Here is a 24100-nt window from a genome sequence, read left to right as displayed (position 1 = left end):
CCCAAGCCCTACGGAGCATCGGGGGATGCACATGAACAGCGTTCCGCAGCACCTGCTGAGCGAGGACCGCCAGGACTACGAGCGGATCCTCGATGAGGCGCTGCGCTCCGCACCACACCGCCCGGATCTGGCCGCTGTGGGTCAGCGGCTGAACCCCGAACAGTTGCGCACCATGGCGCTGAACGCCACCGCCCTCATCACCGCGGCGGCGGCCACCGAGTACCAGCACTACGTGATGGTCCGCGAGGAACTGCGCCGGCCGGCGCCGTCCACCCCGATCGTCCAGGACAGCACCTCCGGTTCCCCGGAGGCGGACCTGGACGCCCTGGGGCTCGCGGCCACCGTGGGAGAGGCCGCCGCGAGCGCCGGGACCGGTGCCGTCATCGCGGTCCTGGCCCCCTTCCTCGCGGGCGCCGCCGCCGCGATCTTCCTGCTCGTGGGGTACATCCTCAAGATGGTCAATCCCGATCAGGCGTTCGCCCGGACCCTCCTCACCACGGGGTGGGTCTTCGGCGCGGTGACCGCGGCGTCGATCCTGGTCGCCGCGATCGGCCTGCTGCTCACCGCCCTGCGCAACAGCTCCTCGGCACAAGAGGCGGACGCGTCGGGCACGTTGGCGACGGAGGTGTCCCGGGCCAGGGATGCCTGGCACGAGGCGCTGCTGGAGCGCGGCATCCTGCCGTTCCTCCGTGAGGCGCTCAGCGACCCGGGCACGGCCGCGATGACCCGGAAGGCACCGGAGGCGGCCGCCGGCCGTATCCCGCACCTCGGCTACGACCGTCCGGGGTTCAGCAGCCCCGACAGCGGCCCGGCCACCAGCACGCGCCCCAGCTTCACCAGCCCCGACTTCACCAGCCCGGACTTCGGGGGGCCGGAGCACACGCCGGAGTGACGGACCCGGTCGACGTCCGGTCGCCACCGAAGTTCGCAAGGCCGGGGCGCCCGCTGGCATCTCCAGCAACAGTAGGGATCTTGACGTGGACAGGTGGCATCATGCCGCTTCCGTCACCACGATCCGCGCTCGAGCGAGAGTGAGTCGGGCCCTCCGGCCTGCGCAGCGACGGCGCAGGCCGGAGGCACCGCATGACGGAACGCCGGCGGCACTGCCAGGTCAGTCGGCGATCGGCAGGTACACCCGGTTCCCCGCCTCGGCGAACTCCCTCGACTTCTGTGCCATGCCCTCCTCGATCTGCTCCCGGCTGCCACCGTGTTCGCGGCGGATGTCCTGGGAGATCTTCATCGAGCAGAACTTCGGCCCGCACATCGAGCAGAAGTGGGCGGTCTTGGCCGGCTCCGCCGGGAGGGTCTCGTCGTGGAAGTCGCGGGCCGTGTCCGGGTCGAGGGCCAGGTTGAACTGGTCCTCCCAGCGGAACTCGAAGCGCGCGTCGGACAGCGCGTCGTCCCACGCCTGCGCACCCGGGTGCCCCTTGGCGAGGTCGGCCGCGTGTGCGGCGATCTTGTAGGTGATGACGCCGGTCTTGACGTCGTCCCGGTTGGGCAGGCCGAGGTGCTCCTTGGGCGTGACGTAGCAGAGCATCGCCGTGCCCCACCAGGCGATCATCGCGGCGCCGATGCCGGAGGTGATGTGGTCGTACGCCGGCGCGATGTCCGTCGTCAGTGGCCCGAGCGTATAGAACGGAGCTTCATCGCAGATCTCCTGCTGAAGGTCGATGTTCTCCTTGATCTTGTGCATCGGGACGTGTCCCGGGCCCTCGATCATGGTCTGTACGTTGAAGCGCCTGGCGATCCGGCCGAGTTCCCCCAGCGTGCGCAGTTCCGCGAACTGTGCCTCGTCGTTGGCGTCCGCGATGGAACCGGGCCTGAGGCCGTCGCCCAGCGAGTACGTGACGTCGTAGGCCGCGAGGATCTCGCACAGCTCCTCGAAATGCTCGTAGAGGAACGACTCCTTGTGGTGGGCGAGGCACCACGCCGCCATGATCGAGCCGCCACGCGAGACGATGCCGGTCTTGCGGTTCGCGGTCAGCGGTACGTACGGCAGACGCACCCCCGCATGCACCGTCATGTAGTCCACGCCCTGTTCGGCCTGCTCGATGACCGTGTCCTTGTAGATCTCCCAGGTCAGTTCCTCGGCCTTCCCGTCGACCTTCTCGAGGGCCTGATAGAGCGGCACCGTGCCGATCGGCACGGGGGAGTTGCGCAGCACCCACTCGCGCGTGGTGTGGATGTTGCGGCCGGTGGAGAGGTCCATGACCGTGTCGGCGCCCCAGCGGGTCGCCCAGGTCATCTTCTCGACCTCCTCCTCGATGGACGAGGTCACAGCGGAGTTGCCGATGTTGGCGTTGACCTTCACCAGGAATCGCTTGCCGATGATCATCGGCTCGATCTCGGGGTGGTTGACGTTGGCCGGGAGGACCGCACGGCCTGCCGCGATCTCCTCGCGCACCACCTCCGGGGACACGTTCTCCCGGAGGGCGACGAACTCCATCTCCGGTGTGATCTCCCCGCGGCGTGCGTACGCCAGTTGCGTCACCGCCTTGCCGTCGCGGCTGCGGCGCGGCTGACGCGGCCGCCCCGGGAACACCGCGTCGAGGTTGCGCAGTCCGCCCCGAGGCGAGGTGTGCTTGATGCCGTCGTCCTCCGGGCGGACGGGACGGCCCGCGTACTCCTCGGTGTCGCCGCGGGCAGTGATCCAGTTCTCCCGCAACGGGGTCAGGCCCCTGCGGACGTCGGTCTGAACGAGTGGATCGGTGTACGGGCCGGAGGTGTCGTACAGCGTGACCGACTGCCCGTTGGTGAGGTGCACCCGACGGACCGGCACCCGCAGATCGGGGCGTGAGCCCTCGATGTACGCCTTGTGCCAGCCGATGGACGGTCCGGCCTCCTGGGACTGTTCGCTCTGAACGGAGGCAGGCGTGCGTACGTCCTTGTTGGTCATGAGACCTACTCCCTACGCCGGCATTACCCGGTAACAGGTTCAGCGGTCGACGCAGCGGTTTCCGCCCGCCGATGTTCCACGTGAAACATCGCGTCTGCGGAGGTCAGCGCCCTCTCAGCCCGGTGCTCCGAGCTCCCGCGTGTGCAAAGGTCCTCCCACGCTAGCGTCTCTTTGCGCGAGCTGAACAGTGGGCCTCATACCTTCTTGCGATGATGCCTAGGTGACCACGACACAGCATCCGCCCCCGTACCCACCGCCCGACCCGTCCCATGGCCACGGCCACGGCCCGGGCGACGCGCATGGCCATGGGCCGAGCGGCGGGCACGGGCAGGGGCCGAGCGGGCACAGCCACAGCCACAGCCACAGCCATGGCCCGGCGGCCCCCGTGTCGCGGCACCTGCGCGGAGTCATCGCCGCGATCCTCATTCCCTTCACGGCGGCCGTGGTCGTCGGTCTCGTCGTGCTGTGGCCCGGCGGAGTGCCGTCGCACAAGCGCACCGGTGTGGGATTCGACCGGCAGACCCAGCAGGCCACGGTCACCAGGGTGGTGCAGGTGGACTGCAAGTCCGTGAACGCCTCGGGTGACACCCCGACCGGCGACACCTCCACAGCCGAGGGCTCCTCAGCCCAGCAGCAGTCGACCGGCACCTGCAAGAAGGCGACGGTGCGCGTCGACACGGGCAAGGACCAGGGCCGGACCTTCACGGAGATCGTCCAGCCGGACCAGTCACGACAGCTGCATCAGGGCGAGAAGGTCGTGGTCGCGTACGAACCGTCCGCCCCCAGGGACCTGCAGTACTCGGTGGCGGATGTGAACCGCAAGGTCCCCATGGCACTGCTGGCCGGCATCTTCGCCATCGCCGTGGTGGTCGTGGGCCGGATGCGCGGTGTGATGGCGCTCATCGCACTGGCCGTCAGCTTCCTGGTGCTGAGCCTGTTCATCCTGCCGGCGATCCTCCAGGGCTCGAACCCGCTGCTCGTGGCCGTGGTCGGATCCAGCGCCATCATGCTGATCGCCCTCTACATGTGCCACGGACTCTCGGCGCGCACCTCGGTGGCGGTGCTCGGCACGCTCGTCTCCCTGTCCCTGATCGGTGTGCTGGGCTCCCTGTTCATCGGCTGGGCCGCGCTGACCGGCAACACCGACGACAACACCGGCCTGATCCACGGCCTGTACCCGGGTATCGACATGAGCGGCCTGCTGCTGGCAGGCGTCATCATCGGCTCGCTCGGCGTCCTCGACGATGTGACGGTGACGCAGACATCGGCGGTCTGGGAGCTCCACGAAGCGAACCCGTCGATGGGCTGGCGTGGTCTGTACCGTGCGGGCATCCGCATCGGCCGCGACCACATCGCGTCGGTCGTCAACACACTCGTCCTGGCGTACGCGGGTGCCGCTCTGCCGCTGCTGCTGCTGTTCTCCATCGCGCAAAGCAGCGTGGTCACCGTTGCCGACAGCGAGCTGGTCGCGGAGGAGATCGTGCGCACGCTCGTCGGTTCGATCGGCCTGGTCGCCTCCGTCCCGGTGACCACGGCACTGGCCGCCCTGGTGGTCTCGGCCGACCGCTCCGAACGCTCCGAACGCTCCGACCGGTTCGCCGCTCCGGTCGCCGTGCCGGCCCGCGGTGGGCGCGGGCGGCGCCGCAAGCACTGAGGGCGCCCAATCCACGGGGGAGGCACCGCAGAAGCGTTACGGCACCCACCGCGCCCCTCACAGCTCCGCGAGGAACCGTTACAGCACCGAAGCGCGGCCTCAGCCCGCGCTCTGCTCCTCGGCCAGGATCCGGTCCAGCGCCTCGTCAAGATGTGCGTCGAAGTCGGCAAGGGAACCCTCCTGACCGAGCGGCACCAGCTTGTCCGTACGGTCCAGGAACGCGACCAGCGGGACCGCCCCGGACCGGAACAACGCCCGGTCCGCGCCCACCTGGAGCCGGATCAGCACATCGCCGAAGGTGTCCGGCTCGGCGGGCGCGATGTGCACATCTCCGTCGCCGCACGGCCTGCCCACTCCGTCGACCAGCAGCTCGCGACCGAACGCCCACGTCACGGGCGCATCCCCGGGCAAGTGGAAGGTCAGCCGCACGGCATAGGGATCACAGGTCTCGTAACACAGCTCCACCGGAATGCGGAACGAGAGCTCCTCCGAGACGAGAAAGCTCATCATCACCTCTGCCTGTACCGACTCGCGCATCGTCTACCCCGTCAGTAGCCGTGGACTGGCCAGGAAGCATCCCCTGACACCTGCTGGAAGTTTGCTGAACGTGCATGGCAGATCACAAGGAGTGAGTTTTCAGATGCTGATAGAGAGCGCGAGTGTCCCGAGCATCCGTCCGATCTCCTCCTGAAGTCGGCGCGCCACCGGCAGCAGCCGATCGGCCTCACAGGACGGCAGGGAGATCGCCATCGTCGCGGCCGTAGACCCCACGGTCAGGGGAATCGCGGCACAGACCGCCCCGAGCGCGTACTCCTGGCGCTCGATCACGGGTTCTGTGCGTTGCAGGCGCTCCAGTCGCCGGAGGAACACGCGCTCGTCATGGACGGTGTACGGCGTGATCGCCCGAACGGGGTAGCGGCTGAGGTGGTCTCGGCGGGCCTCATCGTCGAGCTGGGACAGCAGGCACTGGCCGATCGCATGGGCGTGCCCGGTCTCCCGGAAGTCGGCCCACTCCTCCACCGCCGGGTTGCCGGGGGTGTCGGCGACGCCCAGGACGTCGATCTCGCCGTCGCGATAGACCGCGTAGTAGACGGGGACACCGATGGAATCACGCCATTGTGCGAGCGCGTCGTCCACCATGCTGCGACGTTTCTGCTGGGCTGCGCAGGCGCTCAGTCGCTCGGCCGCCTCACCGAGGAAGAACAGGCCCTTCTCGCGGCGCAGATAGCCCTCGTGAGTCAGGGTGCGCAGCAGGTGGTAGGCCGTGGGGAGCGCCAGGCCGACCTCGCGGGCCAGTTGCTTGGCAGTGGCCCCGTACGGGCGTCCGGCGACGGCCTCCAGCAGACGCATCGCGCGCTGTACGGATCCGATCAGGGTGGTGGAGGTCGGTTGTGCGGGCGGGAGCCGGGGGTGTGCCTCCGCCGGTGAGGTCCGTCGCTGTGCGGGCGGAGCGGTTGAGTCTGCGGATGCGGTACCAACCGTGGCCAAAGATCACTCCCGGAACGCGAGGGCGGCCTCCCGTGCGGGGACACGAGAGGGGATGCGCCGCGCGCGGGGGCTCCCGTGCGCGAGTTCCGGACTTTAACGGTCCGTCACCGCGGTCCGACGGCGTCGCCGGGAAAACTTCCCTCCCCCGAGGGAACGTCCTGTTCCCTGTTACCGCTGGGCCCCCGCCTCATGGAGCGCCTCCCCGTGACGCGCCCCTCCGTCTTGGCGCGCTCCGGACGACTCACCAGTCTCCGCGGGATGTGGTGCTCGACATGAACTTCCGTACGACGTAGATGAGTCCGCCGACCAGCGCGACGAAGAGCAGCACCTTGAAGAGCAGTCCGATCACGAAGCCGATGACGGACGCGATCACGCCGCCGAAGACGACCAGGGCGATGACCGGCACCGCGACCCACTTCACCCACCACGGCAAACCCGCGAAGATCTCTCGCATCGCCCTTGTCCTTGTCTCTCGGCGTCTGTGTGCGTCTTCGGGCCCGCGTCCCGTCCGACGACGGCGCTTGCGGGTCCTTCGATGTCCTGCCCTCGATGCTAGGGCCGCCGAGGGGAGCGGCGGGCGCCTCGCATCCCTCGTCCTCCCCTGATTCCTCCCCTGAGGGAACCCCTAGACGGGCCTCAGCTCTCGGGCGGAGAGAACACCACCAGCACCCTCAGGTCCTCGGTGATGTGGTGGAACTTGTGAGGGACTCCGGCGGGCACATAGACGACGCTGCCGCGCCCGACCTGAGTCGTCTCCATGCCGACGGTGATCGAGGCGCGTCCGCTGACGACGAAGTACACCTCGTCCTGCCGGTGCGGCTTCTGCGGGTCCAGTTCGCCCGCGTCGAGCGCGTACAGGCCGACCGACATGTTCCGCTCCCGCAGGAACTGCAGGTACGCACCCTCGTTGGCGGCGCGCTCCGCCTCCAGTTCGTCCAGCCGGAATGCCTTCATCGTCCTTGTCCGCCCTTGCTCGGTGCTCACCTGTGATCCGGTCTGCCACGATCAGACACATGAAGAATTTCGTAGTCAAGACGATCGCCAACGCCGGGGCCCTCGCCGTCGCCGTCTGGCTCCTGGACAAGATCACCCTCACGGGTTCGAGCACCGGCCGGAAGATAGGCACGCTCATCGTCGTGGCGTTGCTGTTCGGCCTGGTGAACTTCCTGGTGAAGCCGATCGTGAAGGTGCTGACCTTCCCGCTGTTCATCCTGACGCTCGGGCTGATCACGCTGGTCGTCAACGCGCTGATGCTGCTGCTGACCTCATGGCTGGCGGGCAAGCTGGACCTGAGCTTCCATGTCGAGGGCTTCTGGACCGCCGTCCTGGGCGGCCTGATCATCTCGATCGTCTCCTGGGCCCTGCACGTCGTGCTGCCCGACGACAAGGACTGAGTGAGCCGCATGACCTACCGCGTCTGTTTCGTCTGCACCGGCAACATCTGCCGTTCCCCGATGGCCGAGTCCGTCTTCCGCGCCCGCATCGAGGAGGCCGGTCTCGACGACCGGGTCGAGGTCGACAGCGCCGGTACGGGCGGCTGGCACGAGGGAGACGGCGCCGATCCGCGCACCGTGGCCGTCCTGGAGGAGAACGGCTACGGCAGCGATCATGTCGCACGGCAGTTCCAGCCCTCCTGGTTCTCCCGCCTGGATTTGGTGATCGCCCTGGACTTCGGGCACCTGAAGGCCCTTCGCCGCCTCGCGCCCACCCCCGAGGACGCGGCGAAGGTACGGCTTCTGCGCTCCTACGACCCGGCGGCCGACGGCGATCTCGACGTACCGGACCCGTACTACGGGGGGATGGACGGCTTCGAGGAGTGCCTTGAGATGGTGGAGGCGGCGAGCCTCGGCCTGCTCGCCGCGGTACGCGAGAAAGCGGAGGGACGGGCAGCATGAGCTCAGGGGATGCCGGCACGGCCGGCGCGGGATACGGCGACGGCACGCGCGCGGTCCGCGCGGGGCTGCCCGAGCCGGTCAAGCACGAGCCGACCCTGCCGGGTCCCGTCTTCGCCGCGCACTACCACCTGCCCGGCGAGCCGACCGGTCCGTACGCCTACGGGCGGGACGAGAACCCCACCTGGAGCCGTCTGGAGCACGCCATCGGCGAGCTGGAGGCGCCCGGTGAGGACGGCGTGGAGACACTCACCTTCGCCTCCGGCATGGCCGCGATCTCGGCCGTCCTGTTCTCCCAGCTGCGCGCGGGCGACACCGTGGTGCTGCCCGCGGACGGCTACCAGGCGCTGCCGCTGGTGCGCGAGCAGCTCACGGCGTACGGCATCGAGGTGCGTACCGCGCCGACCGCCGGTGACGCCCAGCTCGGCGTCCTCGACGGCGCGAGGCTGCTGTGGATCGAGACCCCCTCCAACCCGGGACTGGACGTCTGCGACGTGCGACGGCTCGTCGAGGCGGCGCATGCGCAGGGCACCCTCGTCGCCGTGGACAACACCCTGGCGACCCCGCTCGGCCAGCGGCCCCTGGAGCTGGGCGCCGACTTCTCCGTGGCCAGCGGCACCAAGATGCTCACCGGGCACGGCGACCTGCTGCTCGGATACGTGGCGTCCCGGAACGCCGGGCTGATGACCTCCGTACGGCGCTGGCGCAAGATCGTCGGCGCCATTCCGGGTCCCATGGAGGCCTGGCTGGCGCACCGGTCGCTGGCCACGCTCCACCTGCGCGCCGACCGGCAGACTGCCAACGCGCTCGCCGTCGCCGAGGCGCTGCGCGGCCGGCCCGAGGTGACCGGGCTGCGGTATCCCGGCCTGCCCGACGACCCGTCCCACAAGGTCGCCGCGCAGCAGATGCGGCGCTTCGGGTGTGTGGTGTCGTTCGCGTTGCCCACACGCGCGCGTGCCGAGCGTTTTCTGGACGCGCTGCGCCTCGTCGACGACGCGACGAGCTTCGGAGGGGTGCGGTCCACCGCCGAGCGGCGTGGGCGCTGGGGCGGTGACGCGGTGCCGGAAGGCTTCATCCGGCTGTCGGTCGGCGCCGAGGATCCCGAGGACCTGGTGACCGATGTGCTCCGTGCGGTGGAGGAGTCGGCGCGCTGACCGCGAGCCGGCCACCGGTGACCGCCGGGGCTACGCACCTCGGGGGAGCCGGTCCGCCGACCAAGGATGCCCTTCTACGTTCGACGGACGGTCCGAGCCTCCCCCCTCATGGCTCGGACCGTCCCGGTTCCGCGCGCAAAGAACCGCGCGACCAAGGCTAGTTGACTCTGTGTCAGTGTCCAATCACAGTAGCGACAGAAACCTATCGACTTATTTATAGTTGGGCGCGTCCGGGGGTGCGGGAGCGGAGGGAGCACCATGGATCTGGCCCTGCTGCGCACCTTCGTGACCGTGCACCGGGCCGGCTCGTTCACCCGCGCCGCGGCGCTGCTCGGCCTCTCCCAGCCGGCGGTCACCTCCCAGATCCGCACGCTGGAACGGCAGCTCGGCCGTCCCCTTTTCCTGCGGCAGGCTCGCGGGGTGACGCCCACGACCATCGGCGACGAACTCGCCCACAAGGCCGCGCCCCATCTCGACGCCCTGGTGGAGATCGCAGAGACCGGGCTCGACGAGCAGGTGTCGCTGCGCACCCTGCATCTCGCCGGTCCGCCGGAATTCACCGCAGAGCGCGCCCTGCCCGCGCTGGCGGAACTGACCGGCGACGACGGCCAGGGGCTGGCCCTGCGCGTCTCCTTCGGGACCGCGGACGAGGCGCTGGAAGGGCTTGCCGCCGGGCACCACGATCTGGCCATCACCACGGCCAGGCCGCGTGGTGCGCTGCTCACCGCGACTCCGCTGTGCGACGAGGAACATGTCCTGGTCGCCGCCCCGCGCTGGGCGTCCCGCATCGGACCCGGCAGGCTGCGCCGCAAGGGCGCCTACGCGCTGGAGAACCTTCCGGTGGTCGAGGTGCACGAGTCGCTGCCGTTCGTCTCCCGGTACTGGGCCTCCGTCTTCGACTCCCGTCCGGCCGCCGCCGGCACGGTCATCGTCCCCGATCTGCGCGCCGTACTCGGCTGCGCCGCCACCGGTGCCGGGCTCGCCGTGCTGCCGCGCTATCTGTGCGCCTCTGCACTGGAGCGGGGTGAGGTGGTGGCCCTGCACGAACCCGCGGTTCCCCCGCTGCGGACCTACTTCCTCGTGGTCCGGACCGGGACGCTTGCCATGCCGCCCATAGCCCGGGCCCATGATTGGTTGCTGCGGGCTGCGGCCGACTGGGGCTGAGTGACTACGGTGTGTAACGAAAATGCGGGCGACGGTGACCAGGGTCGGCGACGGCTGTAGACGCCCCCGCGTGCATCGCCCGGTGTTCAGCTGGGATGGGGTGCGATGTGCGGCGGGCGATGTTTCACGTGGAACATGCTGGGCCACATTTCTCCCATGACCGTTCGTCCCGTGGTCAAGCGCACCGCCCGCGCCATCCTGCTGGATGGTGACGATCTCATCCTGATCAAGCGGACCAAGCCCGGCGTTGATCCCTACTGGGTCACTCCGGGTGGCGGGGTCGAGCCGTCCGACACGACCGTCATCGACGCGCTGCACAGGGAAGTCGACGAGGAACTCGGTGCCAAGATCACCGATGTCGTGCCCTGCTTCGTGGACACGGTGGAGCACATCGGTGAAGGCGGCGGCCCGACCGGCGTGAAGGTTCAGCACTTCTTCGTCTGCCGTCTGGAGTCGATGGACGAGCGCCTTCGGCACGGTCCCGAGGTCGAGGAGCCGGCCGGTGAGTACGAAGTCGTGCGGGTGCCGTTCACCCGCGTGGGCATCGCCTCGGTCCATCTCGTTCCGCTGTCGCTGCGGCATTACCTGGACGGGAACATCGAGGGCGTACGAGCCATGCACGCGCCAGACCTGGGCTGAGTGCCGGGACTGACGTTTCACGTGAAACGTCTGGCCCTGTGCTGTGCGGTCGGGTGAGAGGTGGCCAAAAGCATGTGTGTTACGCCTCAAACCGGTGGACGCCAGTGGCTCATGTCAGACAGCCTGACCAGCGTGTCGACACCTGCCCTCGCCGCTCTGCCCATTCGCCGTCTGACCCCCCGCGACCTCCATGCCTGCGCCGACTTGTCCGAGGACCGTGGTTGGCCCCGCGAGGAACACAAGTGGGGCCTGCTCCTGGCCGCCGGGAAGGGATACGGCATCGACGATCCCGAGGGTGGGCTCGTCACCGCGTGTGTCGTCACCGAGTACGGGTCCAGCTACCGTCCCGATCTCCGCGCCGTCGGCATGGTGCTCGTCGCCGAGCGGCACGCGCGCCAAGGCGTCGGCCGCCGGCTGATGCGGCATGTGGTCGCGGAATCAGGCACCGTCCCGCTCACGCTGTACGCGACCCCGTACGGCCGCCCCCTGTACGAGGAGCTGGGCTTCAAGGCCATCGGCAGCTCCGAGATGGTGCGTGGGCACTTCACGGCCGGCGGACCGTCCCTCACCGTCTCCACCCGTCCGGCCACCGGGGAGGATCTCGCCACCCTCGTCCGGCTCGACGAGGAGGTGTTCGGCGCCGACCGGACGCACATGATCACGCGGTTGCCCGCGTTCGCCGACCAGTTGCGGGTCGCAGAGGAGAAGGAGCGGATCATCGGTTACGCGGCTGCCTGGCCCAACATGGACACCCATGTCGTGGGTCCCCTCGTCGCCCGCGACACGGAGACGGCGAAGGCGCTCGTCGCCTCCCTGGCCGCGCACACCGACCGCCCACTGCGCACGGATGTCGATGTACGGCACGAGGGCCTGCTGACCTGGTTGAAGGAGCGGGGTCTCGCCTCGGCGGGCATCAACGCGGTCATGACGTACGGCATCCCGGATCTGCCCGGCGACTGGACCCGGCGTTTCGCCCCGCTGACGGTGGCGGCGGGCTGAGCAGAGCCGCACGGCGCGACGCGTGCTCCCGGGTGCCGGGAAGCATACGCCGCGCTCGCAGGCGCTCAGTGGCGCACTGCGGTGCGCCGTTCGCTGGGCGCGGCGCCCACCACCATCGTGCTCGCGGCCGTCTCCCGGCGCTCCAGTGCCGCGGAGAGGAACGCCAGCAGCAGGGCGGACACAGCGAGGACGGCGCCGACCCAGTTGGGGGCGGTGTAGCCGAGTCCGGCGGCGATGACCAGGCCACCGAGCCAGGCCGACAGGGCATTGCCGAGGTTGAAGGCACCGATGTTCGCTGCCGAGGCGAGGGTGGGAGCGCCGTGCGCGTGATCCAGTACCCGCTTCTGCAGGGGCGGCACGGTCGCGAACCCGAGGGCGCCGATCAGCACGATCGTGACGGCGGCGAGCGTCTTGGTGTGCGCGGTGACGGTGAACAGCGCGAGCACGAGGGCGAGACCGCCCAGTGACACGTACAGCATCGGCATCAGGGCACGGTCCGCGTACTTGCCGCCGATGAGGTTCCCGCCGACCATGCCGAGGCCGAAGAGAACGAGCAGCCATGTGACCGAGCTGTCGGCGAAGCCGGTGACACGGGTCATCATCGGCGCGATGTACGTGATGGCCGCGAACACACCGCCGAAGCCGAGCACGGTCATCGCCATCGCGAGCAGCACCTGCGCGTTCTTGAAGGCGGCCAGCTCATGGCGCAGATGCACGCCCTCGGGCCTCGGCATCTCGGGCACGAGCTTCGCGACCCCCAGCAGCCCGACCACACCGAGCGCGGCGACCAGCGTGAAGGTGACCCGCCAGCCTGCGGACTGTCCGACGAGTGTGCCGAGCGGGACACCGACGACGTTGGCGATCGTGAGACCGCTGAACATCATGGAGATGGCGCCGGCCCTCTTCTCCGGTGCGACCAGATCGGCGGCGACCACCGAGCCGATGCCGAAGAACGCGCCGTGGGCCAGAGAGGCCACCACCCGACCCACCAGCATCAATCCGAAGACCGGGGCGACGGCGGACAGCAGATTGCCCACGACGAACAGGCCCATCAGAAGCATCAGCATCCGCTTGCGGGGGACCCTGGTACCTAGCGCCGTCATGATCGGAGCGCCGAACATCACTCCCAGGGCATAGCCGGTCACGAGCAGCCCGGCGGTGGGGATGGAGACCCCGAAGTCGCTCGCGACCTGGGGCAGCACACCCATGATCACGAACTCTGTGGTTCCGATCCCGAAGGCTCCGATGGCGAGAGCCAGAAGAGCGAGGGGCATGGAGGACACCTTCTCAACGTTTGCTGGAGCACCTTGCACGCTTCGACAATAATTGCAGACGCGCTATATATGCAAGCGCGGTCTATTGCGGCGGTGCTCTACCCTGGTGGTGAGCTGCTCCGAAGTGGAGGACAACGCCATGTCAGCGACGGACCCCGCGCTCACCGCCCTCGCCCAGGGCTGGTGCGCCCTCTCCCTGCTGCACGGGAGGATCGAGGCCCACCTCGAACGCGCGCTCCAGGCCAAACACGGGCTGAGCGTGCGGGAGTACTCCTTGCTGGACGTACTCAGCCGTCAGCACGACGGCGAGGGGGGACATCTCCAGATGAAGCAGGTCGCCGACGCGGTGGTCCTCAGCCAGAGCGCCACGACCCGACTGGTGACCAGACTCGAGGACCGCGGTCTGCTCTCGCGGTATCTGTGCCCCACCGACCGCCGCGGCATCTACACCAACGTCACCGAGGCCGGCCTCAAGCTCTTGGAAGAGGCCCGTCCCACCAACAACGCCGCCCTGCGCGAAGCCCTCGCCGAGGCGGCGAAGAAGCCGGAACTGGCACCACTGGTCCGCGTCGTCGAGTCCTTGGACGTACCTGCCTAGCCATCCGCTCCCGGCCACCCGGCACCCTCGAAGCGGCCCTAGGGTGCAGGCATGGGAGAACTCGACATACGGCCCGCCGTCGCGGGCGACGTCCCCGCGATCGTCGCCATGCTCGCCGACGACCCGCTCGGCGCCCAGCGTGAATCACCGGACGACCTGACGCCCTACCTGCACGCCCTGAAGCGGGTGAGCAGCGACCCGAATCAGCACCTCGTGGTCGCCGTACGCGACGGCCGGGTAGTGGGCACCCTCCAGCTCACCATCATTCCCGGACTGTCCCGCATGGGCGCCACCCGCTCCATTATCGAGGCCGTCCGCATCCATGCGGACGAACGCGGCAGCGGCCTGGGAACACAACTCATTGAATGGGCGGTCGACGAATCCCGGCGCCACGACTGCCAGTTGGTCCAGCTGACCTCCGACGTCACCCGCACCGATGCCCACCGCTTCTACGAACGCCTCGGCTTCCAGGCGTCGCACGTGGGCTTCAAACGGCAGCTCTGACACCGCTCACCGGGAAGGGCCTGTTTCACGTGAAACAGGCCCTTCCTGACCCTCAGCGGGACCTACCGGATCCCTCTCCACCCGTCCGGGTCCACACCGCCGGGTACCGGAGCACCCTGCTCGTACGGCTGGCGCGTGAACACGAACGAACCGAGGTCCAGGTGGCTCACCGATCCGTCCGCCCGCCGTACCGCTTTCAGAACCTCCCCCGCGTAGTAGCCGTCCAGTCCCGTCCAGGTGCCGTCCTCGTTGGGCCGCAGACGCGCTCGCCGACCCACTCCGGACAACGGCTCCAGCGAGACACCCCCATCGGCCGTCAGCCGCAGGACGAACCCCTGCGTGCCCCAGTACCACTGCCCCACCAGTTCCAGCACCGAACGGTCCACATCGGACAGCGGCCGCCACGGCTCGGGGATCCGTGGCTCCGCCTCCGCCACGATCCCCACGAGGTCGGCGGCAAGGGAGGAGACAGCCGGCCCCGACGTGCAGTTGGCCAGCACGACGGCAGCCACGTCATCCTCGACGCTCAGCGTGAGATCGGCCAGGAACCCGGGCAGGGAACCGGAATGCCCGATCAGGAGACGGCTGTCCCGGCGCTGAAGCCGCAACCCGAGACCGTACGCGGAACCCGCGACCACATCCGACGCCTCGGGCGGCGCGGCAGGCTTCCGCATCTCCCGAACGGACTCCGCACTCAGCACCCGCTCGTCACCCTGCGCCAGGAAGACAGCGAAACGGGCCAAGTCGCCGGTGGTCGACCACAGTTGTCCGGCCGGAGCCATCCGTCCGAGATCCTCGGCAGGCTCCGGCAGCATCACATCCGCCCACGGATGCACCGCCCACCCGCCCGCATGCGGTGCCTGCGACCGGCCGCCGGTCCGGAGCAGCCCCAGCGGCTCCAGCACCTCACGCCGCAGAACGTCCTCCCACGGCGCCCTGCGCACCTGCTCGACCAGCGCGCCCAGGAGCGTGTAGCCGGGGTTGGAGTAGTGGAACCTGCGCCCGACCGGGTGCCGCAAGGGATGCTCGCCCAGCACGTCCGCCAGCTCGGGCCGCAGCGTTCCCGGCGTCCGTTCCCACCACGGGCCGGGCGACTCCGCCGCGAGACCACCGGTATGCGCGAGCAGATCGGCGATGGTCACCTCCCCCACCCCTGTGCCGGGCAGATGCTTCTCCAGCGGATCGCCCAGATCCAGAACCCCCTCGTCACGCAGCCGCAGGACGAGAACCGCTGTGAACGTCTTGGTGATGGACCCGATCCGGTACTGCACGTTCTCGTCCGGAGCATGGCCGTCCACGCAGGATCGTGCACCGTGCCACACCGTCCGCCCACCGCGGACAACAGCCGCCACCAGTGACGGCGCCCGCCCATCGGCCTGCGCCACGGCGATCCGGTGCAACAGGGCCCGGCGCGTTGTGGGAAGCAGCTCTTCCTGAGATGTCGTCATGGCCCCAGTCCACCCGCCACGGCATCCCGCGTCGAGCCCATTTCCACCGAGATGGCACTTCTTCAGCGGAACGCTTCGAGGACTTGTGCGGTGATGGCAGGCAGACCGGCCGGACGGGTCGTGTCCACTGTGATGTTCGCTCTCGTGCAGCCGACCCGGCACGACCGGCGATCTCTTCGACACCGTCAGTCGTGAAGCGAAATCCGAGACCCTGCAAGACGACGGATCAGGTCTGTGCCATGTCGACGAACCGCGAGTAGTGGCCCTGGAAGGCGACCGTGATCGTCGCGGTGGGGCCGTTACGGTGCTTGCCGACGATGATGTCCGCCTCGCCGGCGCGCGGCGACTCCTTCTCGTAGGCGTCCTCACGGTGCAGCAGGATCACCATGTCGGCGTCCTGCTCGATCGAACCCGACTCACGCAGGTCGGACACCATGGGCTTCTTGTCCGTCCGCTGCTCCGGACCACGGTTGAGCTGCGACAGCGCGATCACCGGCAGCTCCAGCTCCTTGGCCAGCAGCTTCAGGTTTCGCGACATCTCGGAGACCTCCTGCTGCCGGCTCTCGGAGCGCTTCGAACCGGACTGCATCAGCTGCAGATAGTCGATGACGACCAATTTCAGATCATTGCGCTGCTTCAGACGACGGCACTTCGCCCGGATCTCCATCATCGACAGGTTCGGCGAGTCGTCGATGTAGAGGGGCGCGGCCGAGACGTCCGGCATACGACGCGCCAGCCTGGTCCAGTCCTCGTCCGTCATCGTGCCCGACCGCATGTGATGCAGTGCCACCCGAGCCTCGGCGGACAGCAGACGCATCGCGATCTCGTTGCGGCCCATCTCGAGCGAGAAGATCACACTGGGCAGGTTGTGCTTGATGGCAGCCGCTCGGGCGAAGTCCAGAGCCAGCGTCGACTTACCCATCGCGGGACGCGCGGCGATGATGATCATCTGGCCCGGGTGCAGACCGTTGGTGAGCTGGTCCAGATCGGTGAAGCCGGTCGGCACACCGGTCATCTCCCCCGACCGTGAGCCGATCGCCTCGATCTCGTCGAGCGCCCCCTCCATGATCTCGCTCAGCGGAAGGTAGTCCTCCGCCGTGCGCTGCTCGGTCACCGCGAAGATCTCGGCCTGAGCGCTGTTGACGATCTCGTCGATGTCGCCGTCGGCCGCGTACCCCATCTGCGTGATGCGCGTACCGGCCTCCACCAGGCGCCGCAGTACTGCCCGCTCGTGCACGATCTGCGCGTAGTACTCGGCGTTCGCCGCGGTCGGCACGGTCTGCACCAGCGTGTGCAGATACGAGGCACCGCCGACCTTGGTGATCTCACCGCGCTTGGTCAGCTCCGCCGCGACCGTGATGGGGTCGGCCGGCTCACCCTTCGCGTACAGGTCGAGAATCGCCTGGTAGATCGTTTCGTGTGCCGGCCGGTAGAAGTCATGGCCCTTGAGGATCTCCACGACATCCGCGATCGCGTCCTTGGACAGGAGCATGCCTCCGAGGACGGACTGCTCGGCGTCCAGGTCCTGCGGCGGCACCCGCTCGAAGGCGGCGCCGCCCCCGTCCCACGTGCCGCTGTCCGGCCCTCTGTCGTGCTGCTCGTCACGGCCCCGGCCGCCCTCGCCGCGTCGGCGGGAGGCGGGGACACGATCGCCGGGGCCGCTGTCGGCCCACTGATCGTCCAAGGGCTCGGAAATGCTCACCGGGCCGCCTCCTCCCGTCCGCCGCGCGGACCTCGCCGTGCACCCCAGTTCTAGGGCACGACACTGACAAAGCGAGAAGCCCAGCTCCGGTTCAGACGCGTCGGCCGGGCGCGTTGTCCGAGGACGGAGAGGGAGTGGGCGCCGGACCACGTTAGGCCCCTGGGCACCGTCAGCCAATCTGGTTATCCACAGGCCATGTGGACGAGAGGCCCAACGCTGTGGACAACTCCGCGAAACCTGTGCACGACACGGTGGACAGCTCTGTGAACAAGCCCTCAGCTGATTCCTGAGAGCCCATCTGACCTGGGGATTTCCCGTCCACCGCTTGTGCAGAAGAAAAACTTCCCCAGTCGGATCAAGATCGCCGCCGAGCGTGGACAGCGCGGCGGAACACAGCGTCTACAGTAAGGGACAGAAGCCCGTTGCAGCTCTTACCTGTGGACGATTAGATTGGTGGTCATGACACAGGCTCCCGCGACACCCCGCGCCCTTGGACGTCGGCACGACCGGGAGATCGTCGCACTGGCCGTTCCGGCCTTCGGCGCACTCATCGCGGAGCCCCTCTTCGTGATGGCCGACAGCGCGATCGTCGGCCATCTCGGCACCGCGCAACTGGCCGGCCTCGGCGTCGCGTCGGCGCTTCTCACCACCGCCGTCAGCATCTTCGTCTTTCTCGCCTACGCGACCACGGCCGCGGTCGCGCGCCGCGTCGGCGCGGGCGATCTACGATCCGCCATCCGTCAGGGCATGGACGGCATCTGGCTGGCGCTGCTGCTGGGAGCGGCCGTCATCGCCGTCGTCCTGCCCACGGCGCCCGGCATCGTGACCCTCTTCGGCGCGTCGCCGACCGCGGCCCCATATGCCACCACGTATCTGCGGATCTCAGCACTCGGCATCCCCGCGATGCTGGTGGTGCTGGCCGCCACCGGCGTCCTGCGCGGACTGCAGGACACGAGGACACCGCTGTACGTGGCGGTCGCGGGCTTCATGGCGAACGCCGCCCTCAACGCGGGGCTCGTCTACGGCGCGGACCTGGGCATCGCCGGATCCGCGTGGGGCACCGTCGCCGCACAGTGCGGGATGGCGGCCTCGTACCTGTACGTCGTCGTCCGCGGCGCCCGTCGGCACGGCGCCTCGCTACGACCCGACGCGGCCGGGATACGTGCCTGCGCACAGGCGGGGGCACCGCTGTTGATCCGTACGCTCTCGCTGCGAGCGATCCTCATGATCGCAACGGCCGTCGCCGCGCGGCTCGGGGACGCCGACATCGCCGCGCACCAGATCATCCTGTCACTGTGGAGCCTGCTCGCGTTCGCGCTGGACGCTATCGCCATCGCAGGGCAGGCCATCATCGGGCGCTATCTCGGCGCGGACGACGCGTGGGGCGCCCGCGCAGCATGCCGCCGCATGGTGCAGTGGGGCATCGTCGCCGGCCTCGTACTCGGACTGCTGGTGCTCGTGGCCCGGCCGCTGTTCCTCCCGTTGTTCACCAGCGACTCCGCGGTGAAGGACACGGCACTGCCCGCCCTGCTGATGGTGGCACTGTCCCAGCCCGTCTGCGGGATCGTCTTCGTTCTGGACGGAGTCCTGATGGGTGCGGGAGATGGGCCGTACCTCGCCTGGGCCATGGTCGTCACCCTGGCCGTCTTCTCACCCGTGGCCCTGCTCGTCCCCACGCTCGGCGGCGGACTCACCGCCCTCTGGGCGGCGATGACGCTGATGATGATGATCCGCATGCTGACCCTGTGGCTGCGCGCCCGCTCCGGCCGCTGGATAGTGACGGGCGCGACGCGCTGATCGTTTCACGTGAAACGTGCCCCGGTGACGACTCCGCGCACTGGAAAGGGGCCGCACCCGTCAGGGTGCGGCCCCTTTCAGAGCTGCTCAAGCCGAGCGCAGCGATCAGGCCGCGACAACCTCGATGTTGACCTTGGCGGCAACCTCGGGGTGCAGACGCACGGACGTCTCGTGGGCGCCCAGCGTCTTGATCGGCGCACCGAGCTCGATGCGGCGCTTGTCGACCTCGGGGCCACCGGAGGCCTTGATCGCCGAGGCGATGTCGGCCGGGGTGACGGAACCGAAGAGACGGCCGGAGTCGCCGGAGCGGACGGCCAGGCGGACCTTCACGCCCTCGAGCTGGGCCTTGACCTGGTTGGCCTGCTCGATGGTCTGGATCTCGTGGATCTTGCGAGCGCGACGGATCTGCTCGACGTCCTTCTCGCCACCCTTGGTCCAGCGGATCGCGAACTTCCGCGGGATCAGGTAGTTGCGGGCGTACCCGTCCTTGACGTCGACGACGTCGCCCGCGGCGCCGAGGCCGGAGACCTCGTGGGTGAGGATGATCTTCATGAGTCGGTCACCCTTCCTTTAGCGCGCGGTGGACGTGTAGGGCAGCAGCGCCATCTCACGGCTGTTCTTGACGGCCGTGGCGACGTCACGCTGGTGCTGCGTGCAGTTGCCGGTCACGCGACGGGCACGGATCTTGCCGCGGTCGGAAATGAACTTCCGCAGCATGTTCGTGTCCTTGTAGTCCACGTACGTGACCTTGTCCTTGCAGAATGCGCAGACCTTCTTCTTCGGCTTGCGCACAGGCGGCTTCGCCATGGTGTTTCTCCTGTGTGATCAAGAAGTGTGGGGTACGGCCCGCCTAGAAGGGGGGCTCGTCCGAGTAGCCGCCACCGCCGCCGGAGCCACCGCCCCAGCCGCCGCCCTGGCCGCCACCGCCCTGGCCGCCGGCGGGAGCGCCGGTCGCCCACGGATCGTCGGCCGGAGCACCGCCCTGACCGCCGCCGGGGCCGCCGCCCCAGCCGCCGCCCTGGCCGCCACCGCCGCCGTAACCGCCCTGGCCACCGCGGCCGGCGGTCTTGGTGACCTTGGCCGTGGCGTTGCGCAGGCTGGCGCCGACCTCGTCGACGTCGAGCTCGTAGACCGTGCGCTTGACGCCCTCACGGTCCTCGTAGGACCGCTGCTTCAGCCGGCCCTGCACGATGACGCGCATGCCTCGCTGGAGCGACTCGGCGACGTTCTCCGCCGCCTGACGCCAGACCGAGCAGGTCAGGAAGAGGCTTTCGCCGTCCTTCCACTCGTTGGTCTGACGGTCGAAGGTGCGGGGAGTGGACGCGATGCGGAACTTCGCGACCGCCGCACCGGACGGGGTGAAGCGCAGCTCGGGGTCATCGACAAGGTTGCCGACGACCGTGATGACGGTCTCGCCTGCCATGGGGGAACCTCTCGGCGGGTTTGCTGCTGGCTGCTGGTGCTGCTACTCGTACTCGAATCCCGGGATCAGCTGAGCGGGAGGCTCAGTGGGTCTCGGGACGGAGGACCTTGGTCCGGAGGACCGACTCGTTCAGGTTCATCTGGCGGTCGAGCTCCTTGACGACCGCAGGCTCGGCCTGCAGGTCGATGACCGAGTAGATGCCCTCGGGCTTCTTCTTGATCTCGTAGGCGAGACGACGACGACCCCAGGTGTCGACCTTCTCGACCTTTCCGCCACCGTCACGGACGACGGAAAGGAAGTTCTCGATCAGCGGGGAGACAGCACGCTCCTCGAGATCGGGGTCGAGGATGACCATCACCTCGTAGTGACGCATGTGGAACCCACCTCCTTTGGACTCAGCGGCCACGGTCGTTCCGTGGCAGGAGGGTTGTGATGCGTACGCAACCGTGCCTGTCAGTAAATCAGCCACCACTGACAATCGGAGGCCAGTCGACGGTTGACCAGGCTGTGCCTGGGCAGACACCGGTGCAGACGGTACAGAGTACCCGCACACGTGCTTCCGGTTGAAATCCGGCCCCGGAGGCCGTCAATCTGTACACATCGGGTGTGTATGGCGCTACGATGCGCCGCCTTCCGCAGGAGGTGCCCCATGGCACAGGTATTGCGACCCAACACCACCGGTTCCCTCTTCGCCACGGACGGCAAGGCCCACCCCGTCCAGGACACCCTGCTCGCGGTGACCCTGGTGCTCGGTGTCACGGCCTTCGTGACGGCACTGGTGTCCAAGGACCTGCATCTGATCAGCTCCTGGACCGGCCTGGTGGGGATCTTCACCGGCGCCTACGGGCAGTACATCTCCGTGACGACCCGAGAGCGCTTCGGCCTGATCCTGGGGCTCGGTGCCTCGGCCGTCGGCTTCTTCCTGGGCATGGCCCACGGCGGTCTCTTCGGCGGGATCGTCGGCCACTGACCGTCGGGCCGCGGTGCGGCCCGGCGGGGCCGTGAGGCGACCCGCCGGACGCACAGGTTGCGTAGGGCCAGTCGGGGCGCTCGCGGGGCGCAGTAGGCTTCGGCGCGAGAGCCGGAGCCCCTGTACCCATGGGGACACACCAGCCCGAGGAGCGCCCCGAATGAGCCTGACCCTGAGGACGATCAGTCGCGAGCAGCATCTGGCATACATCCAGAGCCTGCCGGCGGCGAGCCACATGCAGGTTCCGGCCTGGGCAGACGTCAAGGCGGAGTGGCGCTCCGAGAACCTCGGCTGGTTCGACAAGAGCGGTGAACTGGTGGGCGTCGGTCTGGTGTTGTACCGGCAGCTGCCCAAGATCAAGCGCTATCTGGCCTATCTGCCCGAGGGTCCGGTGATCAACTGGTTCGCGCCGAACCTGGAGGACTGGATCCAGCCGATGCTCGCGCACCTGAAGCAGCAGGGCGCCTTCTCCGTGAAGATGGGCCCGCCGGTGATCATCCGCCGGTGGGACGCGGAGACCATCAAGAAGGGCATTCAGGACCCGGACGTCAAGCGGCTGCGTGACCTGGAGGCCGACTTCATCGAGCCGCGCGCGTTCGAAGTCTCCGACAAGCTGCGCCGGATGGGCTGGCAGCAGGGCGAGGACGGCGGCGCCGGCTTCGGCGACGTGCAGCCGCGGTACGTCTTCCAGGTGCCGCTCGCCAACCGGTCCCTGGAAGAGGTCCACAAGAACTTCAACCAGTTGTGGCGCCGCAACATCAAGAAGGCCGAGAAGGCGGGTGTCGAGGTGGTCCAGGGCGGCTACCACGACCTCGAGGAGTGGCAGCGCCTGTACGAGATCACCGCGGTGCGCGACCACTTCCGGCCCCGCCCGCTGTCGTACTTCCAGCGCATGTGGACGGCCCTCAACAGCGAGGACCCCAACCGTATGCGGCTGTACTTCGCGCGGCACAACGGTGTGAACCTCTCGGCGGCGACGATGCTGATCGTCGGCGGCCACGTCTGGTACTCCTACGGAGCCTCCGACAACATCGGCCGTGAGGTGCGGCCTTCGAACGCGATGCAGTGGCGGATGCTGCGCGACGCCTACGCGCTCGGTGCCACCGTCTACGACCTGCGCGGCATCTCCGACTCGCTGGACGAGACCGACCACCTCTTCGGCCTGATCCAGTTCAAGGTGGGCACGGGCGGCCAGGCCGCCGAGTACCTCGGCGAGTGGGACTTCCCGCTCAACAAGCTGCTCCACAAGGCGCTCGACATCTACATGTCGCGCCGCTGACGCCGGAGCCCCGCGCCGGGCCGCCCGAGCGGCCCGACCAGCCCGTCGGTCCGGCGGATCCGTCACAATTCCCTCGCAGACCTCTGACACACGGCAGCCACGAGAAAGGTTCCGGGACCGGCCATGGCGCTCACGCTCTACGTCGACACCGCGCGCTGGCGGGCACACCACAAGCACGTGCAGGAGCAGTTCCCGGGGCTCGTCCCCGTCTGCAAGGGCAACGGCTACGGGTTCGGCCACGAGCGGCTGGCGGAGGAGGCCACCCGCCTGGGCGCGGACATGCTCGCCGTGGGCACGACGTACGAGGCGGCCCGGATCAAGGACTGGTTCGGCGGAGACCTGCTGGTGCTGACGCCGTTCCGGCGGGGCGAGGAGCCCGTGCCGCTGCCGGACCGCGTCATCCGCTCGGTGTCGTCCGTGGACGGCGTGTACGGGCTCGTGGGCGCCCGGGTGGTCATCGAGGTGATGTCCTCGATGAAGCGCCACGGAGTCAGCGAGCAGGAACTGCCGCAACTGCACGCGGCCATAGAGAACGTGCGCCTGGAAGGCTTCGCCATCCACCTGCCGCTGGACCGTACCGACGGCTCCGACGCCGTGGAGGAGGTCATCGGCTGGATGGACCAGCTGCGCGCGGCCCGGCTGCCGCTGCACACGATGTTCGTGAGCCACCTCAAGGCCGATGAGCTGGCCCGGCTGCAGCAGCAGTTCCCGCAGACCCGCTTCCGGGCCCGCATCGGCACCCGGCTGTGGCTCGGGGACCACGAGGCCACCGAGTACCGCGGGGCGGTCCTGGACGTGACGCGTGTGGCCAAGGGCGACCGCTTCGGCTACCGGCAGCAGAAGGCTGCCTCCGACGGCTTCCTGGTCGTCGTGGCGGGCGGGACGTCGCACGGGGTGGGCCTGGAGGCCCCCAAGGCCATGCACGGCGTGATGCCACGCGCCAAGGGAGTGGCCCGGGCAGGCCTCGCGACGGTGAACCGTAACCTGTCGCCGTTCGTCTGGGCGGGCAAGCAGCGCTGGTTCGCCGAGCCGCCGCACATGCAGGTCTCGATCCTGTTCATCCCGGCGGACGCCACGGAGCCGAAGGTGGGCGATGAGCTGGTGGCCCATCTGCGGCACACGACCACGCAGTTCGACCGGCTCGTCGACCGCTGACGACAGACCCGGAAGCACGACGAAGGCCGTACACGTAGCTCGTGTACGGCCTTGTCCGCGACGG

The 24100-nt window shown here is 68.7% G+C and carries 26 protein-coding genes and 1 riboswitch; of the genes, 14 read left to right on the top strand and 12 right to left on the bottom strand.

Translation table 11 applies throughout. The features are described 5' to 3' along the window. Positions 1–25 precede the first annotated feature (25 nt). Entirely contained in the window at positions 26–892 is an 867-nt protein-coding gene (locus SY2F82_RS26580; protein ID WP_200421672.1) for a hypothetical protein, read from the top strand. Positions 893–1111: 219 nt separating this feature from the next. Here SY2F82_RS26580 and thiC read toward each other — a convergent pair whose 3' ends face one another. Then, a complete protein-coding gene (gene thiC, locus SY2F82_RS26575; protein ID WP_236041800.1) occupies positions 1112–2896 on the bottom strand; it encodes a phosphomethylpyrimidine synthase ThiC in 1785 nt (594 codons plus the stop codon). Next, positions 2889–3045: riboswitch (TPP riboswitch) on the bottom strand. Its footprint overlaps the gene before it by 8 nt. 71 nt (positions 3046–3116) lie before the next feature. Between thiC and SY2F82_RS26570 the strand changes: the two genes are divergently transcribed. Then, the gene (locus SY2F82_RS26570; RefSeq protein ID WP_200421671.1) at positions 3117–4550 is read left to right on the top strand and encodes a YibE/F family protein; all 1434 of its coding nucleotides are present in this window, start codon (positions 3117–3119) and stop codon (positions 4548–4550) included. Positions 4551–4649: 99 nt separating this feature from the next. Here the strand turns inward: SY2F82_RS26570 and SY2F82_RS26565 are convergent, their stop codons facing one another. The 4 genes from SY2F82_RS26565 to SY2F82_RS26550 form a co-directional block, all read right to left on the bottom strand. Continuing rightward, the gene (locus tag SY2F82_RS26565; RefSeq protein ID WP_059127372.1) at positions 4650–5087 is read right to left on the bottom strand and encodes an SsgA family sporulation/cell division regulator; all 438 of its coding nucleotides are present in this window, start codon (positions 5085–5087) and stop codon (positions 4650–4652) included. 99 nt (positions 5088–5186) lie between these two features. Next, a complete protein-coding gene (locus tag SY2F82_RS26560) occupies positions 5187–6038 on the bottom strand; it encodes an IclR family transcriptional regulator (protein WP_374707207.1) in 852 nt (283 codons plus the stop codon). Positions 6039–6279: 241 nt separating this feature from the next. Continuing rightward, positions 6280–6492, bottom strand: a complete 213-nt coding sequence (locus SY2F82_RS26555) for a DUF5326 family protein (RefSeq protein ID WP_200421669.1) — start codon at positions 6490–6492, stop codon at positions 6280–6282. Between the two features lie 182 nt (positions 6493–6674). Further along, the gene (locus tag SY2F82_RS26550; RefSeq protein WP_200421668.1) at positions 6675–6992 is read right to left on the bottom strand and encodes a cupin domain-containing protein; all 318 of its coding nucleotides are present in this window, start codon (positions 6990–6992) and stop codon (positions 6675–6677) included. A gap of 59 nt (positions 6993–7051) precedes the next feature. Here SY2F82_RS26550 and SY2F82_RS26545 point away from each other — a divergent pair, with 59 nt between their 5' ends. From SY2F82_RS26545 to SY2F82_RS26520, 6 genes are all read left to right on the top strand, one after another. Next, entirely contained in the window at positions 7052–7432 is a 381-nt protein-coding gene (locus tag SY2F82_RS26545; RefSeq protein ID WP_103837261.1) for a phage holin family protein, read from the top strand. 9 nt (positions 7433–7441) lie between these two features. Next, positions 7442–7933 carry a low molecular weight protein-tyrosine-phosphatase gene (locus tag SY2F82_RS26540; RefSeq protein ID WP_200421667.1) on the top strand — a complete coding sequence of 164 codons (492 nt, stop codon included), beginning with the start codon at positions 7442–7444 and terminating at the stop codon, positions 7931–7933. Continuing rightward, positions 7930–9084: a cystathionine gamma-lyase gene (locus tag SY2F82_RS26535; RefSeq protein ID WP_200421666.1), complete on the top strand. Its 1155-nt coding sequence runs from the start codon at positions 7930–7932 to the stop codon at positions 9082–9084. The genes SY2F82_RS26540 and SY2F82_RS26535 overlap by 4 nt, the downstream gene beginning before the upstream one ends. A 258-nt stretch (positions 9085–9342) precedes the next feature. Beyond that, complete coding sequence (locus SY2F82_RS26530; protein WP_200421665.1) at positions 9343–10248, top strand: LysR family transcriptional regulator; 906 nt, start codon at positions 9343–9345, stop codon at positions 10246–10248. Between the two features lie 156 nt (positions 10249–10404). After that, the gene (locus tag SY2F82_RS26525; protein WP_200421664.1) at positions 10405–10887 is read left to right on the top strand and encodes an NUDIX domain-containing protein; all 483 of its coding nucleotides are present in this window, start codon (positions 10405–10407) and stop codon (positions 10885–10887) included. 132 nt (positions 10888–11019) lie between these two features. Continuing rightward, on the top strand, positions 11020–11886 hold the full coding sequence (locus SY2F82_RS26520; RefSeq protein ID WP_200421663.1) for a GNAT family N-acetyltransferase: 867 nt from the start codon (positions 11020–11022) through the stop codon (positions 11884–11886). 65 nt (positions 11887–11951) lie between these two features. On the opposite strand, the gene SY2F82_RS26515 is transcribed toward SY2F82_RS26520, so the two are convergent. Next, a complete protein-coding gene (locus SY2F82_RS26515) occupies positions 11952–13160 on the bottom strand; it encodes an MFS transporter (protein ID WP_200421662.1) in 1209 nt (402 codons plus the stop codon). A 139-nt stretch (positions 13161–13299) separates the two neighbouring features. On the opposite strand from SY2F82_RS26515, the gene SY2F82_RS26510 reads away from it, so the two are divergent. Together SY2F82_RS26510 and SY2F82_RS26505 are read left to right on the top strand one after the other, a co-directional pair. Next, positions 13300–13758, top strand: a complete 459-nt coding sequence (locus tag SY2F82_RS26510; protein ID WP_200421661.1) for a MarR family winged helix-turn-helix transcriptional regulator — start codon at positions 13300–13302, stop codon at positions 13756–13758. Positions 13759–13809: 51 nt separating this feature from the next. Beyond that, positions 13810–14262, top strand: coding sequence for a GNAT family N-acetyltransferase (locus SY2F82_RS26505; RefSeq protein ID WP_200421660.1), 453 nt, complete (start codon positions 13810–13812; stop codon positions 14260–14262). A 62-nt stretch (positions 14263–14324) separates the two neighbouring features. Here the strand turns inward: SY2F82_RS26505 and SY2F82_RS26500 are convergent, their stop codons facing one another. Continuing rightward, complete coding sequence (locus SY2F82_RS26500) at positions 14325–15710, bottom strand: serine hydrolase (protein WP_200421659.1); 1386 nt, start codon at positions 15708–15710, stop codon at positions 14325–14327. A gap of 226 nt (positions 15711–15936) precedes the next feature. Then, complete coding sequence (gene dnaB / locus SY2F82_RS26495) at positions 15937–17412, bottom strand: replicative DNA helicase (RefSeq protein ID WP_200421658.1); 1476 nt, start codon at positions 17410–17412, stop codon at positions 15937–15939. 459 nt (positions 17413–17871) lie between these two features. On the opposite strand from dnaB, the gene SY2F82_RS26490 reads away from it, so the two are divergent. Further along, complete coding sequence (locus tag SY2F82_RS26490) at positions 17872–19209, top strand: MATE family efflux transporter (protein WP_200421657.1); 1338 nt, start codon at positions 17872–17874, stop codon at positions 19207–19209. Between the two features lie 105 nt (positions 19210–19314). Here the strand turns inward: SY2F82_RS26490 and rplI are convergent, their stop codons facing one another. The 4 genes from rplI to rpsF all read right to left on the bottom strand — a co-directional run bounded on the left by rplI (position 19315) and on the right by rpsF (position 21005). Continuing rightward, positions 19315–19761 carry a 50S ribosomal protein L9 gene (gene rplI / locus SY2F82_RS26485; protein WP_030786327.1) on the bottom strand — a complete coding sequence of 149 codons (447 nt, stop codon included), beginning with the start codon at positions 19759–19761 and terminating at the stop codon, positions 19315–19317. 18 nt (positions 19762–19779) lie between these two features. Then, a complete protein-coding gene (rpsR, locus tag SY2F82_RS26480; RefSeq protein ID WP_003949403.1) occupies positions 19780–20016 on the bottom strand; it encodes a 30S ribosomal protein S18 in 237 nt (78 codons plus the stop codon). 43 nt (positions 20017–20059) lie between these two features. Further along, a complete protein-coding gene (locus tag SY2F82_RS26475; RefSeq protein ID WP_103837271.1) occupies positions 20060–20632 on the bottom strand; it encodes a single-stranded DNA-binding protein in 573 nt (190 codons plus the stop codon). Between the two features lie 82 nt (positions 20633–20714). Beyond that, positions 20715–21005 carry a 30S ribosomal protein S6 gene (gene rpsF / locus SY2F82_RS26470; RefSeq protein ID WP_014673750.1) on the bottom strand — a complete coding sequence of 97 codons (291 nt, stop codon included), beginning with the start codon at positions 21003–21005 and terminating at the stop codon, positions 20715–20717. A 276-nt stretch (positions 21006–21281) separates the two neighbouring features. Here rpsF and SY2F82_RS26465 point away from each other — a divergent pair, with 276 nt between their 5' ends. The 3 genes from SY2F82_RS26465 to SY2F82_RS26455 all read left to right on the top strand — a co-directional run bounded on the left by SY2F82_RS26465 (position 21282) and on the right by SY2F82_RS26455 (position 24036). Continuing rightward, positions 21282–21602, top strand: coding sequence for a hypothetical protein (locus SY2F82_RS26465; RefSeq protein ID WP_200421656.1), 321 nt, complete (start codon positions 21282–21284; stop codon positions 21600–21602). 160 nt (positions 21603–21762) lie between these two features. Beyond that, entirely contained in the window at positions 21763–22881 is a 1119-nt protein-coding gene (gene femX, locus SY2F82_RS26460; RefSeq protein ID WP_200421655.1) for a peptidoglycan bridge formation glycyltransferase FemX, read from the top strand. Positions 22882–23004: 123 nt separating this feature from the next. Further along, on the top strand, positions 23005–24036 hold the full coding sequence (locus SY2F82_RS26455) for an alanine racemase (protein WP_200421654.1): 1032 nt from the start codon (positions 23005–23007) through the stop codon (positions 24034–24036). Positions 24037–24100: the final 64 nt, after the last annotated feature.

Source organism: Streptomyces sp. Y2F8-2 (assembly GCF_014905555.1).
Taxonomy (GTDB): Bacteria; Actinomycetota; Actinomycetes; order Streptomycetales; family Streptomycetaceae; genus Streptomyces; species Streptomyces cynarae.
The sequence above is the reverse complement of the archived record's forward strand: the minus strand, read 5'-3'. Positions and strand labels throughout refer to the sequence as shown.

Bases quoted from the DNA above. Each gene is read 5' to 3' on its own strand.
- SY2F82_RS26580 (WP_200421672.1), top strand. From the start codon at position 26: ATGCACATGAACAGCGTTCCGCAGCACCTGCTGAGCGAGGACCGCCAG.
- thiC (WP_236041800.1), bottom strand. From the start codon at position 2,896: ATGACCAACAAGGACGTACGCACGCCTGCCTCCGTTCAGAGCGAACAG.
- SY2F82_RS26565 (WP_059127372.1), bottom strand. From the start codon at position 5,087: ATGCGCGAGTCGGTACAGGCAGAGGTGATGATGAGCTTTCTCGTCTCG.
- SY2F82_RS26555 (WP_200421669.1), bottom strand. From the start codon at position 6,492: ATGCGAGAGATCTTCGCGGGTTTGCCGTGGTGGGTGAAGTGGGTCGCG.
- SY2F82_RS26550 (WP_200421668.1), bottom strand. From the start codon at position 6,992: ATGAAGGCATTCCGGCTGGACGAACTGGAGGCGGAGCGCGCCGCCAAC.
- SY2F82_RS26545 (WP_103837261.1), top strand. From the start codon at position 7,052: ATGAAGAATTTCGTAGTCAAGACGATCGCCAACGCCGGGGCCCTCGCC.
- SY2F82_RS26540 (WP_200421667.1), top strand. From the start codon at position 7,442: ATGACCTACCGCGTCTGTTTCGTCTGCACCGGCAACATCTGCCGTTCC.
- SY2F82_RS26535 (WP_200421666.1), top strand. From the start codon at position 7,930: ATGAGCTCAGGGGATGCCGGCACGGCCGGCGCGGGATACGGCGACGGC.
- SY2F82_RS26530 (WP_200421665.1), top strand. From the start codon at position 9,343: ATGGATCTGGCCCTGCTGCGCACCTTCGTGACCGTGCACCGGGCCGGC.
- SY2F82_RS26525 (WP_200421664.1), top strand. From the start codon at position 10,405: ATGACCGTTCGTCCCGTGGTCAAGCGCACCGCCCGCGCCATCCTGCTG.
- SY2F82_RS26515 (WP_200421662.1), bottom strand. From the start codon at position 13,160: ATGCCCCTCGCTCTTCTGGCTCTCGCCATCGGAGCCTTCGGGATCGGA.
- SY2F82_RS26510 (WP_200421661.1), top strand. From the start codon at position 13,300: ATGTCAGCGACGGACCCCGCGCTCACCGCCCTCGCCCAGGGCTGGTGC.
- SY2F82_RS26505 (WP_200421660.1), top strand. From the start codon at position 13,810: ATGGGAGAACTCGACATACGGCCCGCCGTCGCGGGCGACGTCCCCGCG.
- SY2F82_RS26500 (WP_200421659.1), bottom strand. From the start codon at position 15,710: ATGACGACATCTCAGGAAGAGCTGCTTCCCACAACGCGCCGGGCCCTG.
- SY2F82_RS26490 (WP_200421657.1), top strand. From the start codon at position 17,872: ATGACACAGGCTCCCGCGACACCCCGCGCCCTTGGACGTCGGCACGAC.
- rplI (WP_030786327.1), bottom strand. From the start codon at position 19,761: ATGAAGATCATCCTCACCCACGAGGTCTCCGGCCTCGGCGCCGCGGGC.
- rpsR (WP_003949403.1), bottom strand. From the start codon at position 20,016: ATGGCGAAGCCGCCTGTGCGCAAGCCGAAGAAGAAGGTCTGCGCATTC.
- SY2F82_RS26475 (WP_103837271.1), bottom strand. From the start codon at position 20,632: ATGGCAGGCGAGACCGTCATCACGGTCGTCGGCAACCTTGTCGATGAC.
- rpsF (WP_014673750.1), bottom strand. From the start codon at position 21,005: ATGCGTCACTACGAGGTGATGGTCATCCTCGACCCCGATCTCGAGGAG.
- SY2F82_RS26465 (WP_200421656.1), top strand. From the start codon at position 21,282: ATGGCACAGGTATTGCGACCCAACACCACCGGTTCCCTCTTCGCCACG.
- femX (WP_200421655.1), top strand. From the start codon at position 21,763: ATGAGCCTGACCCTGAGGACGATCAGTCGCGAGCAGCATCTGGCATAC.
- SY2F82_RS26455 (WP_200421654.1), top strand. From the start codon at position 23,005: ATGGCGCTCACGCTCTACGTCGACACCGCGCGCTGGCGGGCACACCAC.